This window comes from Flavobacterium degerlachei (assembly GCF_900106645.1).
Taxonomy (GTDB): Bacteria; Bacteroidota; Bacteroidia; order Flavobacteriales; family Flavobacteriaceae; genus Flavobacterium; species Flavobacterium degerlachei.
In genome coordinates, this window is the sequence record NZ_FNMV01000012.1 from 131,452 (window position 1) to 147,077 (window position 15,626).

Genomic DNA, 15,626 nt, shown 5'->3' on the forward strand with positions numbered 1-15,626 from the left:
ACCCAACATCTAGGGGTGATTTATCGATCAGTTAAATCATCGTGACTTTACGTAAGAACAAAACTTGCTATTTTAAGAAATGTTTTTTATCCAATAATCAAATAATGTTGCTTTAGTCTATACTGCTGAATACCAAATCGCTTAGGAATGCAGTAATTTTTGACTCTTCTTTGCTATTTCCAAAATCAGTAAGTGAAGGTAGGTTTTTCATGAAAAAATTCTGAAAATGAGCCATCTCAATTATTGTTGTGGCTAATGATCTTGGGTATTTGTATGCCGAATTACATTCTAATATTAAATCACTTATAACGCCACAGAGATCTTTGTACGGTTTAAAAAACTGATGCTTGTTATCTTCTCCAACTTTTTTGGTTAAATATACTTTAGAACCTTCTGAAATTACAATTTGATGTAATAGACTTTCGTTGACATGACTTATTGTTTCGTCATCTTCTACTTCTGATGCCAAGATTTTTATTACTTTTTTCAGTCTTACTTTTGGGTTTTTGATATTATTGGTTTGAAAAAGAATCTGGAATTCTATCCAACTCCAATACCACGATATTATATAAGTCAGTAATAGGTGTTTGTTTTCAAAGTACCTATAAATACCAGCTTCTGTAGTACCAATATCTTTTGCCAGTTTTTTAAACGTAAGCGCTTCAAATCCATCTTTATGGATCATTATAATGCTATGTTTAATGATTTTTTTGCCTAAATCTGATAGTTCAGGGTTACGGAGGAATAAGCCCTCATTCATTTTTATTTGTAATTGTAACTCCATTGGTGCTATTTGTTGGTAAGTTGATTAGGGGGGAATTGTCTAGGTAATAGCTAAATGTGATTAGATTTGGCAAATATAGTAAAAATATATTTTACAATTATTTATGATAGTGTTACTATCTTTTTAAATATTAATTTTATCTTTGGGTTGTTAACTAACAATAAAGAAAATGGAATTAAAAAACATGTTTAAAGAAATAAGGAATGATTTTCCAGCGAGTATCATTGTGTTTTTTGTAGCTCTACCATTATGTTTAGGAATTGCACTAGCTTCTGGTGCCCCGTTGTTTTCCGGAATAATTGCAGGGATTATAGGAGGAATAATTGTAGGGACGGCAAGTGACTCTCCTCTTGGAGTGAGTGGACCTGCTGCAGGTTTAGCTGTAATTGTATTAACTTCTATTGCAAGCTTAGGTAGTTGGGAGATGTTTTTAATGGCTGTAGTGCTTTCTGGAGTTATTCAAGTAATTTTAGGATATGCAAAGGCAGGTTTTATTGCCTATTTTTTCCCTACATCAGTAATTAAAGGAATGCTTACTGGAATTGGTCTATTGATAATTTTAAAACAAATTCCTCATGCATTAGGTTGGGATAATGAGGGGATGGGAAGCGATTCTTTCATTCAGGCCGATGGTCAGAATACAGTATCTGAAATTTTTCAAGCACTGAATTTTATTACTCCTGGAGCTGTGCTTATTGGTGCAATATCATTGGGGATTCTTATATTATGGGACAAGGTTTTAATGAAGAAACACAAGGTTTTCCAAATCTTACAAGGCCCGATAGTAGTTGTTGCATTGGGGATATTGATGAATTATTTATTTCAAAACGGAATTTTAAATTTTACTCTTACTGACAAACAAGTAGTTTCATTGCCAGTGCCAGAGTCATTTAGTGGTTTTTTAAATCAATTTACTTTTCCTGATTTATCTGCATTGACTAACATAGAAGTGTATAAAATTGCTTTTGTGATTGCCATTGTTGGTAGTTTAGAAACATTGCTTTGTGTTGAGGCCACGGACAAATTAGACCCAGAAAGAAGAATCACTCCAACTAATAGAGAGTTGAAAGCACAAGGTTTAGGGAATATTGTTTCAGGTTTAGTTGGGGGATTACCAATAACGCAGGTAATTGTTCGAAGTTCAGCAAATATTAATTTTGGTGGAAAAACTAAGATGTCAGCCATATTTCACGGTTTTTTCTTGTTGATTAGTGCAATCACCATTGCTAGTTTGATGAATATGATTCCTTTGGCAAGTTTAGCGGCGATTTTATTAATGGTAGGTTATAAATTAGCAAAACCTGCACTTTTTAAGGAAATGTATAAATTAGGCTGGGAACAATTCATTCCGTTTACCATGACGGTAGTGGGGATTTTAGCAACTGATTTATTAAAAGGGATAACTTTAGGGATATTATTTGGTATTTTCTATACACTGCGTCATAGTTATAGAAACTCGCACCATTTAATGGATATAGTAAAAAATGAAAATGGTAATGAGGTCCATCATATTGTATTGGCTCAAGAAGTTTCTTTTTTTAACAAAGCTAGTATTATTGACACTTTAGATTTAATCCCCGAAAATTCAAAGGTGATTATAGACTTTTCTAAATCGAAATCTATTGCATACGATGTTTTGGAAATCATTAAAGATTTTGAAATAAATGCCAAAACAAAAAATATCGATGTAGAAAAGATTAAATTTATTGAAGCGGCATAGAGGAATCTATTTTTAGCTACATAATGAAAAAGAAGATATAAATCAAAAATTAAAATAATAAAGATGAAAACATTAAACAAAGAAATGCAAGATGCTATTAGCCCAGTTATGGCTATTGAGATTTTAAAGGAAGGAAATAAGAGATTTGCTAATAACCTGAAAGCAAACCGTAACCTTTTGCAACAGGCTAATGAGACATCAGATGGGCAGCATCCGTTTGCCGTGATACTAAGCTGTATTGATTCAAGAACATCTGCGGAATTAATTTTTGATCAAGGACTTGGAGATGTATTCAGTGTTCGTATTGCGGGAAATATTGTCAACGAAGATATTTTGGGGAGTATGGAGTTTGGATGTAAAGTGGCAGGCTCTAAAATAATTGTGGTTTTAGGTCATACTAAATGTGGTGCCGTAAAGGGGGCTTGTGATCATGTTGAAATGGGGAATTTAACGGCACTGCTTAGTAAAATACAACCTGCAGTGTATGACGAAAAAACCGAAACTGAAAACCGTACATCTAGTAATTCTGATTTCGTAGAAAAAGTGGCGGCTATTAATGTGAAGAGAACTGTAAATGCAATTATGGAACGCAGTCCAATTCTTAAGGGAATGATAGAAAGTGGTGAAATTGGAATTGTGGGGGGTACACACGATATTTCTTCTGGATTAGTTACTTTTTATGAAGATACTATGATTGTAAATGGAGTGAAATAAGAAAACTTAATTGTTATTGTCAGAAGATAAAGGGCTAACTATATGTTAGCCCTTTTTTTTGTACAAATAAACTTATCAAATTAGTAAAAAAATAGGACATTTCATAATAGGTTTCTTTTTGCTTTTTCTGTTGTGTTATCTAAATGTTAACTGATTTTAATACTCTAAAGCCCCGTTTTTATTAGGTTTTATGCGATACAAATTTCTGTTTTTATGATTTTTCTCCTTCTTTTTGTTTTAGTAGCTTACATTAAGTTCGCTCAAGCGTAACCTTAGCTTAATATAAAAGATTATATTTAACGTTAGGTTTGCATCGTAATAACACAATAACAACAAATTATTAAAATGAAAAAGTTTTTATTAAGTAGTGCGCTGATGTTTACCATGATTGTATCGGCTCAAGATGGTGCATCAGTAACTAAATCGGTTGAGAAAAAAACAGAATCAACTCAGTACCTTAATTCAAGTAAAAAACTTGGGTTTACAGCAAAAGATAGTTTGTTTCAAGTAAATATTGGTTTTAGAGTTCAAAGTAGAGCTGGTTATGGAAAAACGGAAGGGGAATCTGGTACTGTTGAAGGAGAAATCAGAAGAATGAGACTAAAGTTGGATGGTTTTGTTTATAATCCAAAGTTTGGTTACAAAGTTGAATTAGGGTTTTCTGCCAGAGATATGGCTGTATCAGGAAATAACGGAAATGTAATTCTTGACGGAGTTCTTTTTTACAAGCCTACAAAAAATTGGGTAATTGGTTTTGGTCAAACAAAGTTACCAGGTAATAATCAAAGGGTGATTTCTTCAGGGTCTTTGGAATTTACGGATCGTACGATTAACAACTCGAAGTTTAATATCGATCGTGATTTTGGATTATTTCTTGATTATTCTAAAGAAGATGCGAATCATTTTTCTTACGCATTAAAAGGAGCTATCACTAAAGGTGAAGGTAGGAATTACACGAAAAATTTAAATGATGGTATATCTTTAACGGGAAAAGTGGAATTATTTCCTTTAGGAGCTTTTACTAAAAATGGATCTCATTTTGAAGGAGATTTATTAAGAGAAAAAACGCCAAAATTAATGCTTTCAGGAGCTTTTAGTCAAAATAATAATGCAGGAAGATCTCAAGGTCAATTAGGTAATGATTTATTTGAAACTAGAACTTTACAATCTGTATTTTTTGATGCAATGTTTAAGTACAACGGATGGACTGCTATGGCAGCATATATGTCTAGAGATACTGACAATGCAATTACAGTAAATCCTTTAGACATAACTAAAAAGCAAGCTGTTTTTGTAGGTCATGGAGTTGATACTCAATTAAGTTATGTATTTCCTTCAAAGTATTCATTAGCAGGTAGGTATTCTACTCAAAAAGTAGGTTCTGATATAGAAACAATCAGTCCTAATGTAGATGAATATGCAATTAGTTTGTCTAGATATATTTTAGATCATAAATTAAAAGTTCAGACTGAATTCTCATATGAGAAAGAAAAATTTTATACGGGTAACACTTCTGGAAACTGGTATGCTCGTGTACAAGTAGAAATTGGAATATAAATAGTAGAAAAAGCATGTTGTATAACGCTAACGTAACATTGAGTTAACATTAGGATTATACTTTTGTAAAAAATTTAAATCAAACAAAAAAAATAAAATGAAAACATCAAAATTATTTCTAATCTTGCCTTTAATAGGTATGTTGAGTTGTGGTAAAGCAAAAACTGAAGGTAAAGGAACTGAAGCATCAACTGCTACTGTGTCTATAACAATCAAAGGAAGCGATACTGTTTTACCATTGGCACAGAAAGAAGCAGAAGATTTAATGAAAACAAATTCAGATGTTACTGTCACTATTGTTGGTGGTGGATCTGGTGTAGGTCTAACGGCTTTGATTGACGGGACTACTGATATTGCAATGGCTTCTAGAGATTTGAAAACAGAAGAGAAATTGAAGTTTTCTGAAATGAAAAAAGATATTGAGCAAGTTGTTATTGCATATGATGCTTTGACAGTAATTGTTAACCCTGCAAACAGTGTTTCTAAACTTACTCGTGAGCAATTAGAGAAAATCTTCACTGGACAAATTAAAAACTGGAAAGAAGTTGGTGGAGCTGACGAGAAAATCGTAGCCTATTCAAGAGAATCTTCTTCTGGAACTTATGAATTTTTCAAAGAAGAAGTATTAGACAAGAAAAACTATGCTACTGATATTTTAAACTTACCTGCAACTGGTGCTATTGTACAAGCAGTAGGTCAAACTAAAGGTGCTATAGGTTATATCGGATTGGCATACGAAACAAAAGAAGTTAAGCAATTAGCAGTTTCTTATGACCAAGGGAAAACTTTTATTGAGCCATCTGTTGCTAGTGCTAAAGATAAAACATATCCTATCTCTAGACCATTGTTCTACATGTTTGATAAAACAAACGCTGCTAAAGTAAAACCAGTTGTGGATTACGCACTATCTGCTGAAGGACAAAAAACTGTAGCTGAAATTGGTTATGTTCCGTTGAATTAATAAAGGTTAATTTATAGATTGATAAAGAAGGTTGTCCTAATTATAGGGCAGCCTTTTTTGTTTAAAAAGTATTTTTTAATTTAGGAGAGCAATAATCCCTTAACATTAAATTTACATAACGTTAACGATGTAAAAACATTAGCAAAGGATGTCTAGCGTAGTTTTGCTAAAAATAAAACACACTGATTTGAAAACAAATTTTAAACAGATTAAAGAGAAGATAATTGAATTTATTTTAATGCTAAGTAGCGCTGCTACCAGTATTACAGTTGTATTGATTGTTTTTTTTCTATTTATTGAAGGTGCCGGAGTTTTTAGTAAGAAGCCAATAGACAAGGGTTTTTTACTGGCGGTTAACGATTCAAATCCGATAACAAAACTAGAACCATCCCAGATAAAGGATATTTTTGATCAGAAAATAACAAACTGGAAAGAACTTGGCGGGAAAGACCAAGCTATTGTTTTGTTCAGAACTGGTGATATAACTGATTATTACACGGACGAGGAACTTGGTGCTAATTTTGAATATTTCCCAGAGAAAATCAATGAGCTTGTCGCGAAGACGCCAGGGATAATTGCTTTTTTCTCTGACAAGTACAAAAGCAAGGACTTTAAAGGACGTGAACTGGATTTAGATAAAATTTCAGTATTTAAATTTTTATCTGATGAGGAATGGTTTCCCACTGCGGAGCCTGTTGCTCAAATGGGTGTTAAGCCACTAATTTACGGTACTTTATTGGTTAGTTTTGGAGCTATTGTTTTAGCATTACCAATAGGACTATTCGCTGCGATCTATTTAAGTGAGATAGCAAAGAAAAGAACCCGTAATTTTTTAAAACCGCTAATTGAATTATTAGCTGGAATTCCATCAGTTGTATATGGATTCTTTGGTTTGGTAATTATTGTTCCGTTGATTCAGAGTGTTTTTAATTTGCCTGTGGGTGAAACTGCTTTGGCAGGAAGTGTGGTATTAGCTATTATGGCATTGCCTACGATTATCACTATTTCTGAAGATGCGATGCGAAACACACCACGTGCAATGAAAGAAGCTAGTTTAGCTTTAGGTGCATCTCATTGGCAAACGATATATAAAGTGGTTATCCCTTATTCAGCATCTGGAATTACAGCCGGTGCGATTTTGGGAATAGGTCGCGCAATTGGTGAGACGATGGCTGTTTTAATGGTTACAGGAAATGCAGCTGTTATACCACATACATTTTTGGCGCCCGTTCGAACAATCCCTGCGACTATTGCTGCAGAGTTGGGAGAAGCTGCAAATGGAGGCTTACATTATGAAGCATTATTTGCATTGGGTTGCATACTATTTGTAATTACTTTCGGAATCAATATGTTAGTGGAAATGGTTACTAACAAACAATCGCATAAAAAACACTAAGATGAATGTAGAAAATCGTTTAGCAAACAAAAAAAGAAGAAGTCAAAAAATTGCCTTCGGAATATTTAGCTTTACAAGCTATTCTGTTGTGGCATTATTATTTGTGATTTTGGCTTTTATTGTAGTAAAAGGCATCGGTGCTATCAGTTGGGAGTTTATTTCTGAAATGCCTAAAAACGGAATGACCGAAGGAGGAATTTTTCCTGCGATTGTGGGGACACTTTGTTTAGTTTTGGCAAGTATGATCTTTGCATTCCCTATCGGGGTGTTAGCGGCCATATATATGAATGAATATGTTAAGGCAGGCTGGCCAAAGAAAATCATCAAACAAATGACTAATAACCTTGCTGGAGTTCCATCAATTGTGTTTGGACTTTTCGGGATGTCATTATTTGTAAATAAATTAGGTTTTGGTGACTCTATCCTTGCGGGTGGATTAACTTTAGGGTTATTAGTGCTACCAGTTATCATTAGAACTACAGAGGAAGCATTAAAATCAGTTGATGATACGTTCAGACAAGCTAGTTTAGCTTTAGGAGCTAGTAAATGGGAAACTACAAGCAAAATTGTTTTTCCAATTGCTTTTCCTAACATCATTACTGGTTTAATATTGTCGATAGGAAGAGTTTCAGGGGAAACGGCACCTATTTTATTTACCGTAGCTGCGTATTTTTTACCTAAATTGCCTACGTCAATTTTTGACCAAGCGATGGCGTTACCTTATCACCTATATGTAATATCCACTAGTGGTACTAATATTGAGGCTTCTAGATCAATGGCATATGGAACGGCACTTATTTTAATTATTATTGTATTAATTTCTAATTTATTGGCGAATGGTCTTCGTAAATATTATGGGAAAAAAGTAAAAATGAATTAACATGCATAAAATAGAATCACAGAACGTAAATTTTTACTACGGGGAAAATCAAGCTTTGCACGATATTTCGTTATCGATGAAAGAGAACACTGTTACAGCATTAATTGGGCCTTCAGGATGTGGTAAATCAACTTATTTACGTTTATTAAACAGAATGAATGATCTTATAGATGATACCAAAATGACTGGTAGTATTCTTATTGACGGTACAGATATTTATGGCAATGCTACTAATGTAGATAATTTGCGAAAAAATGTTGGTATGGTTTTTCAAAAGCCAAATCCGTTTCCAAAAACTATTTTTGAGAATGTGGCTTATGGATTAAGAGTGAATGGCATAACTGATAAAAACGAGATTGAAGAGCGTGTCGTTACTACAATAGAGCAAGTGGCACTATGGGATGAGGTAAAGGATAAACTTAAGAAATCGGCATTTGAACTTTCAGGAGGTCAACAACAGCGTTTATGTATCGCGCGTGCTTTGGCAATAAAGCCATCTATATTATTAATGGATGAGCCTACATCTGCATTGGATCCAATTTCTACTTCTAAAATCGAAGAGCTGATTTATGAATTGAAAAATAAATATACGATAGTTATTGTAACTCATAATATGCAACAGGCTGGACGTGTGAGTGATAACACCGCTTTTTTCTATATGGGTAATTTGATAGAGTACGATAAAACAAAATCGATATTTACAAAACCAGCGAAAAAGCAAACCGAAGATTATATAACAGGAAGATTCGGATAAAAACGGATTTTGAATTGTACTCAAAATGGAGTAACTTTAAATCTTCAAATCTTTAATAAAAATGGCATCACATTTAGAAACAGAGCTAGGAAAGCTTAGGGGAATTATTATAAAAATAGGAGGCTTGGCTGAAAGTCAGGTAGCCGAGGCAGTTAAGTCTGTGCTTTCAGAACCCGTTTCTGAAGGAAAAGAAGTTAAGAAAACAGAAAATAAAATTGATAAACTTGACGTGAAAATTGACGATATCTGTCAAAGCGTTTTTGCTTTACAACAACCTGTGGCTTCTGATTTACGATTTATTATCTCTGCAATGCAAATGAGTAAGGAAATAGAACGAATTGGCGATTTGTCCATGAGTATCATTAAACTTTCTAAAAGCATTAAAGAAAAACACGAATTAATCTCAAAGTTTAATATAACTGAAATTTCAAGAGAAGTTGAAACTATTACTGCAAAAACAAATGAGTGTTTCGAGAGTATGGACGAAAGTACAATCGATGAAATCTTTGTTTTAAACAATAGTATTAAAAGTAAAAGTACTGAGGCTACGCAGAATATCATTGCTGAAATGAAGAATAATTCAAAAACAGTAATGTCAGGAACGAATTTAATTATTGCACTGAAACATTTTGATAGAATAGCTGATCATTGCACCAATATTGCAGAATCTGTTTACTTTATGATTAATGCAAAGACGATAAAACATGAAAAAAATATAGATAAAAAATAATTTTTTTATTGATATTTGATTCAACATAAAGCTGATTTTCGCTCCTGTTTTAATGCGAAAATTAGCTTTAATTATTTTAGCTGACTACTGAAATTCACTACAGAGATTGTTAAAGCTACGAAAAGTAGTATTTATATAGAAAGTAATTTAAAGCAAAAGAGACGAATTTTAAAATATAAATAGAGGATTTTTGGAATAATTAACCGATTTTTGCAGTCATTTTAAAAAAAAAGATTGTCAATTATGGAACAAATCTATTTAGTTATGCTCGTTGTTTTGGGTATACTTGCAATAACGGATCTGGTTGTAGGAGTTAGTAATGATGCGGTAAATTTCCTGAATTCCGCAATAGGGTCTAAAGCGGTTTCTTTTCGTACCATTATGATTGTGGCTAGTTTAGGGGTTTTAGTGGGGGCATTATTCTCTAGTGGAATGATGGAAATAGCCAGAAGTGGTATTTTTGTTCCCGCCATGTTTAGCTTCAATGATGTGATGATTATTTTCCTGTCTGTCATGATTGCAGATATCATACTGTTGGACTTTTATAACTCTTTTGGGATGCCAACTTCCACCACTGTATCAATAATTTTTGAACTTTTAGGTGCTGCATTCTGCCTTGCACTATATAAAATATACATGTCAGATGGAGATTTAAATACAATTGGCGATTATATTAATACAGAAAAAGCGACACAAATTGTTACTAGCATTCTTCTCTCTGTAGTATTATCGTTTACTTTAGGTAGTGTTGTTCAGTATATTTCTCGTTTGATTTTTACTTTTCAATACGAAAAAAGAATGAAATATATCGGGGCAATCTTTGGAGGGCTTGCTATAACCGCTATTACCTTTTTTATCCTGATTAAAGGACTGAAAGGTGTTTCTTTTATCAGTTCCGATACTCATTACTGGATTAAAGAAAATCAATGGATGATTATTGCTGGAAATTTTGTCTTCTTTACAGCGCTTAGCCAAGTGTTAATGACCTTTTTCAAGGTTAATATTCTTCGAGTGATTATTATCATTGGAACCTTCGCATTGGCTTTAGCTTTTGCCGGAAATGACTTGGTAAACTTCATCGGAGTGCCGATTGCAGCATTCAATTCCTACCAAATTTTTAGTGGTTCTGGAGTATCAGGTGATGTTTTTATGATGGGAGCATTAGCAGATGAGAATATTGTTGCGCCGTTCTACTTTTTAGTTTTCGCGGGATTAGTTATGGTAGTTACCATTTGGACCTCTAAAAAAGCAAAAAGTGTTATTGAAACCGAAGTAAATTTGTCTAGACAAGATGAAGGTTCAGAGCGTTTTTCATCAAATGCTTTGTCTAAATCTGTTGTGAGATCAAGTGTATATATGGGCCAGTGGTTTAACTATATCTTACCTAAAGCTATTCAGGTAAAAATTGATAAACAGTTTGAAAAACCGGAATCAAAAGGGAAAAAGAAACAAGATGAACCCGCTTTTGATATGATTCGTGCCGCTGTTAATCTTATGGTTGCTAGTATTCTAATTTCTATAGGTACTTCATTAAAATTACCGCTTTCTACTACTTATGTTACCTTTATGGTAGCTATGGGGTCTTCTTTTGCTGATAGAGCTTGGGATAGAGAAAGTGCTGTTTATCGTATAGCTGGGGTTTTTAATGTAATTGGAGGTTGGTTTTTTACGGCTATTATTGCATTTGTATCAGCATTTATAATCGCTTTTTTACTAAAAGTAGGAGAGGTTTTTGCCTTTGTTGGTCTATTAGTTTCTCTTGGAATTATTCTGTACAGAAGTGCGAAGAAATACACTAAAAAAGAGAAAGAAGTACAGGAATTACTGCTTCTTAAACGAGAAGATATTGTGACAATCAATGAAGTTATAAATGAAAGTTCTGCTCAAATTTCACGTGTTATCGCTAATACTAACAAAATCTACAGCGATGTGATTGACAATTTGGGGCTTCAGGATTTAGGCAAGCTAAAAGAGAATAAAAAATCACTGAAAAAGCTCGAAAAAGAAGTCGATGAATTGAAGACGAATGTCTATTATTTCATTAAAAATCTGGATGAAACCTCAGTTGAGGCTAGTATGTTTTATATTATGATTCTAGGTTATTTACAAGACATGATTCAGTCGCTAGTTTTTATTAGTCAAAACAGTTACAATCATATTGATAACAATCACAAACAGCTTAAATTTAATCAGATTAGAGATCTTAAAAGAGTAGATAATGAATTAAAGACGCTTTTTGATAAGATAGAAGTTATTTTTAATGAAAACACTTTTGATAATCTTGATAACCTTGTCGAAGGAAGAAAAGAAATTTTGGATCTGGTAGCCACTTTAATTCAAAAGCAAATTGGTAGAATCAGAACCGTTGAAACAAGTCCGAAAAACAGCAAGTTGTATTTTGCCTTGCTTTTAGAAACTAACGACTTAATCAAAGCGACTATGAGTTTGCTGGAGTTATTTAACGAGTTTAATGTTCACGCTAATTCAAAAGTTACAAAACTATAAGTAAATAATTTTAGTAATATATAAACAGCCTAAACCATTCGCAACACTTGGATTAGGCTGTTTTTTTTATGTATTCTATCGAAGTTTTAGCGTACTTCAGTTCTTAGTATTTTATGTCTTAAAAACACTAAATAACTGTTCCCAATTTGTGCTGTGATTAGCTGACTGTAAGCCACGATATGATTCTAATTCTGATAAATTTTCAATTGCAAAATTATCTTGTTCAGCATAAGGAACTGCGCCTTCGTTCTTTAATTTTTTTGCTAAATACATTTGTTCAAATTGACCAGGAGTGGGAATAAAAAAAGCTTTTTTACCTAGTTTCACTAAATCCATAATAGTAGTATAGCCAGACCGACATAGAATAACCTCACTTTCGTTAAATGTTTGTTCTAATTGGCGGCTTTTCATGAAGTTATAATAGCAAATGGTGTCAATTTGCTCCTTTGTCTGATTTGGTTCTACTACTCCTCTAATAAAAACCACATTGCCTTTGAATCGCTCTAGTTCTGTTTTTAGTTTTTCTTCCAGTATGCCACGTTGAGGCTCTGGTCCTGAAAGTATAATCATTAAATCATATTTCTTTGGAAGATCCTTCTTGTGCATGCGGCTCAAAGGACCAATGTAATGTAGCTTCAGATTGGTTTTCTTTAGATGACTTAGCGCTCCAGCTAAATTTGGAGAATCTGCGAAATCAGGAACCCAACATTCTGAATATTTTTTGATAAAATACTGATGCGACATAGTAGTAAGCCAGGTAGTGTTTCCAGTCATTACCTGTAACTGATGTGTGATAAATACAGAAGGGATCTTTTTACTATAAACGCCCAACCTATTATCTGATATGATTCCATCTATGCCATATTGGGATATCCAGTTTCTTACCAATATTTTCTCTTTTAGAATTGCCTTGATTATTTTTGGTAAGTTTTGGAGTAATTTCCATTTGAAATTTTTACCTTTTTTAGCATATTCTATGTGGTAGGAAGGCAGTTCTAGAAATTTTAGATAAGGGAATTCCTTGCGTAATAATTCAAGCGCAATACCATCAGAGGCAATTATGGGAATGTAATTGTTTTCTTCTAATGCTTTAATGATGGGAATGCAGCGCGTTGCATGACCTAGCCCCCAATTTAAAGGTGTGATTAAGATTGTTGTAGTAGAAGAGTTATCTGTCTCCATTTCTTTCGTCTCTGTTTGGTATATTTTTTAAAGATACGTAAAGTGAATTAGTTCTGAATTGATTTAAATATTACCAAATGATTAAGGAAGTAAGTAGTTAGAATTATAGTCTTTTTTTAAGGGAGTTGAAATTTACTATGATGCAAATTTTTGTAGCTCAATTATACAGTTGTTACTGTCCGATAATGAGATGTTGAAAATTAGAATTGTAGTGCTTTTACTGTTTTTATAAATACAAATGTAGCTGCTTAAAATTGTGATTTGTTGTTGTTTTTGGTGAGGAAATCAGGTTTGTTTTTGTGTAATTTTGAATTCAGTAGCTTGTGAGAAAATTCATAAATCGCTAATTTTATGCTAATTGTCATTTCAGATATGTTCATACGTCGAATTTTTAAGTCGTTAATCGATTATTTCTGTATTTCTGTAATTATGAGAATTTTCCATTATATTTTTTTTATTTTTGCACAAAATTGTGTTAATAAAACACGTTAGTTTTATTAAGATTTTTGGCCCAAATTTATTATTAGAATAATTGCAAATACCTACTATAATTCATGTATAAAACTACTTTAAAAATTAACAATGTAAGGGAAATATTACTTTTATTTGTTTTTCTTATATTTTCGCTAAAATCATATTCGCAAACACCTAAATTTACAACTCCAACATTAAAATCAGGAATTGACAAGCAAGTTGGAGCAAAGTACCTCTATCCCATAGTCACTGTCATTGATGGAACAAACGTTGATGCTATCGTTACGGTAGTTGCTATTAGTAACGCTTCAATATTTGAAATAGATAATCCAACAAACGGAGGTTTAATTGATCGATTTCAGCCTGTTGTAAATACTTCAAGCAGTAATGGGTATGTTGAATTTCAGTTTAGTTTTTATAAAAGTGGAACTTATGGTACCGCTCAAGAATTAAAAATTAATTTGAACTCATTTACGATAGAAGCACTAGATCTTGATGGAAATGAATTTTTTGATGTTGCTAGACCTAATAACGAAAGTTTCACATTAGAAAATAATAGTTATATAACGGTTTCTACTACTAATGATTCTTATACTAGATTTCAAGGTCCTAGTAATTCTGTTGATCCTATAAGGATTACAAATACACGATATATTGTTGCGGTAAACTTCGGGACTCTTAGCGCTATAAATTTTAGACTTGGAAATAGTGGAAGATCAAGTAATAGACAAAGTTCTATTAGTTTTGGTGAGGTGACATTTGTTGTTCCTAAAAACCCGATAGCAAATGATGATTCTAGTTTATGCAAGCCTTATGGAATGGTATCATTAGATGTAGCAAATAATGATACTGACTCAAATCAAAATATTGATAAATCTACAGTAGATTTAAATCTATCAGCAACGTCAACTGGAATTCAAAATTCCTTAATTGTAGTAGGTGAAGGGACTTGGTCCGTTAACTCAACAGGAATAGTGACTTTTGTGCCATTAGCGACTTTTAAATCTAATCCAACTCCAATATTCTATAAAATAAATGACCTAACTAATTTAACATCAAATCAAGCAAAAATAACGATAACCTATAGTCCTGCTGCTCCAACTGTAAGTGTTGTTAATAACTGTAATGGTACTTCAACTTTAACTGCATCAAATTATACAGGAAGTTTATTATGGAGTAACAATGCCACTACTGCTTCAATAACTGTTAGTACTGCGGGGACCTATACCGTGACACAAACTGTAAATGGTTGCACTAGTTCAAATGGCTCAGGCGTTGCGGCACCAAAAACGACTCCTGCGGCACCAACAGCTAGCGCAACAGCGCAGCCTACTTGTGCGGTAGCAACAGGAACCGTTACAATATCTGCGCCAATAGGAGCTGACTTTCAATATAATGTTGATGGTGGAACTTACCAAAGTTCGGTAACTTTTTCAGGATTAACAGCGGGATCACATGCCTTTACAACAAGACGTATTTCAGATAACACTTGTGTATCGTCGGCAACTTCAATAACAATCAACGCACGACCAACAGCTCCTGCGGCACCAACAGCTAGCGCAACAACGCAGCCTACTTGTGCAGTAGCAACAGGAACCGTTACAATATCTGCGCCAATAGGAGCTGACTTTCAATATAATGTTGATGGTGGAACTTACCAAAGTTCGGCAACTTTTTCAGGATTAACAGCGGGATCACATGCCTTTACAACAAGACGTATTTCAGATAACACTTGTGTATCCTCGGCAACTTCAATAACAATCAACGCACGACCAACAGCTCCTGCGGCACCAACAGCTAGCGCAACAACGCAGCCTACTTGCGCAGTAGCAACAGGAACCGTTACAATATCTGCGCCAACAGGAGCGGACTTCCAATATAATGTTGATGGTGGAACTTACCAAAGTTCGGTAACTTTTTCAGGATTAACAGCGGGATCACATGCCTTTACAACAAGACGTATTTCAGA

Annotated in this window: 12 protein-coding genes; 10 read left to right on the forward strand and 2 right to left on the reverse strand. The window is 33.5% G+C overall.

The features are described from left to right. Positions 1-112: 112 nt before the first annotated feature. Entirely contained in the window at positions 113-784 is a 672-nt protein-coding gene (locus tag BLV91_RS12890) for a TetR/AcrR family transcriptional regulator (RefSeq protein ID WP_091433990.1), read from the reverse strand. 184 nt (positions 785-968) lie between these two features. Between BLV91_RS12890 and BLV91_RS12895 the strand changes: the two genes are divergently transcribed. The 9 genes from BLV91_RS12895 (at position 969) to BLV91_RS12935 (ending at position 12,001) form a co-directional block, all read left to right on the forward strand. Further along, positions 969-2,504, forward strand: coding sequence for a SulP family inorganic anion transporter (locus BLV91_RS12895; protein ID WP_217636970.1), 1,536 nt, complete (start codon positions 969-971; stop codon positions 2,502-2,504). A 63-nt stretch (positions 2,505-2,567) separates the two neighbouring features. Further along, positions 2,568-3,218, forward strand: a complete 651-nt coding sequence (locus tag BLV91_RS12900) for a carbonic anhydrase family protein (protein ID WP_091433992.1) — start codon at positions 2,568-2,570, stop codon at positions 3,216-3,218. A gap of 345 nt (positions 3,219-3,563) precedes the next feature. Next, positions 3,564-4,775 (forward strand): OprO/OprP family phosphate-selective porin, encoded by a 1,212-nt coding sequence (locus BLV91_RS12905; protein ID WP_245709703.1) that lies wholly within the window; start codon positions 3,564-3,566, stop codon positions 4,773-4,775. 97 nt (positions 4,776-4,872) lie between these two features. Further along, the gene (locus BLV91_RS12910) at positions 4,873-5,736 is read left to right on the forward strand and encodes a PstS family phosphate ABC transporter substrate-binding protein (protein WP_091433995.1); all 864 of its coding nucleotides are present in this window, start codon (positions 4,873-4,875) and stop codon (positions 5,734-5,736) included. A gap of 187 nt (positions 5,737-5,923) precedes the next feature. Continuing rightward, on the forward strand, positions 5,924-7,132 hold the full coding sequence (pstC, locus tag BLV91_RS12915) for a phosphate ABC transporter permease subunit PstC (protein ID WP_245709704.1): 1,209 nt from the start codon (positions 5,924-5,926) through the stop codon (positions 7,130-7,132). 1 nt (position 7,133) lies between these two features. Beyond that, positions 7,134-8,012, forward strand: coding sequence for a phosphate ABC transporter permease PstA (gene pstA, locus BLV91_RS12920; protein ID WP_091434000.1), 879 nt, complete (start codon positions 7,134-7,136; stop codon positions 8,010-8,012). A gap of 1 nt (position 8,013) precedes the next feature. Then, positions 8,014-8,766 (forward strand): phosphate ABC transporter ATP-binding protein PstB, encoded by a 753-nt coding sequence (gene pstB / locus BLV91_RS12925; protein WP_091434003.1) that lies wholly within the window; start codon positions 8,014-8,016, stop codon positions 8,764-8,766. Positions 8,767-8,827: 61 nt separating this feature from the next. Beyond that, on the forward strand, positions 8,828-9,496 hold the full coding sequence (gene phoU / locus BLV91_RS12930) for a phosphate signaling complex protein PhoU (protein ID WP_091434004.1): 669 nt from the start codon (positions 8,828-8,830) through the stop codon (positions 9,494-9,496). Between the two features lie 243 nt (positions 9,497-9,739). Beyond that, entirely contained in the window at positions 9,740-12,001 is a 2,262-nt protein-coding gene (locus BLV91_RS12935) for an inorganic phosphate transporter (protein WP_091434006.1), read from the forward strand. 111 nt (positions 12,002-12,112) lie between these two features. Here the strand turns inward: BLV91_RS12935 and BLV91_RS12940 are convergent, their stop codons facing one another. Next, the gene (locus tag BLV91_RS12940; RefSeq protein ID WP_091434008.1) at positions 12,113-13,183 is read right to left on the reverse strand and encodes a glycosyltransferase; all 1,071 of its coding nucleotides are present in this window, start codon (positions 13,181-13,183) and stop codon (positions 12,113-12,115) included. A gap of 554 nt (positions 13,184-13,737) precedes the next feature. Between BLV91_RS12940 and BLV91_RS12945 the strand changes: the two genes are divergently transcribed. Next, the coding region (locus tag BLV91_RS12945) for a hypothetical protein (RefSeq protein WP_394331839.1) at positions 13,738-15,626 on the forward strand (1,889 nt) is incomplete at its 3' end.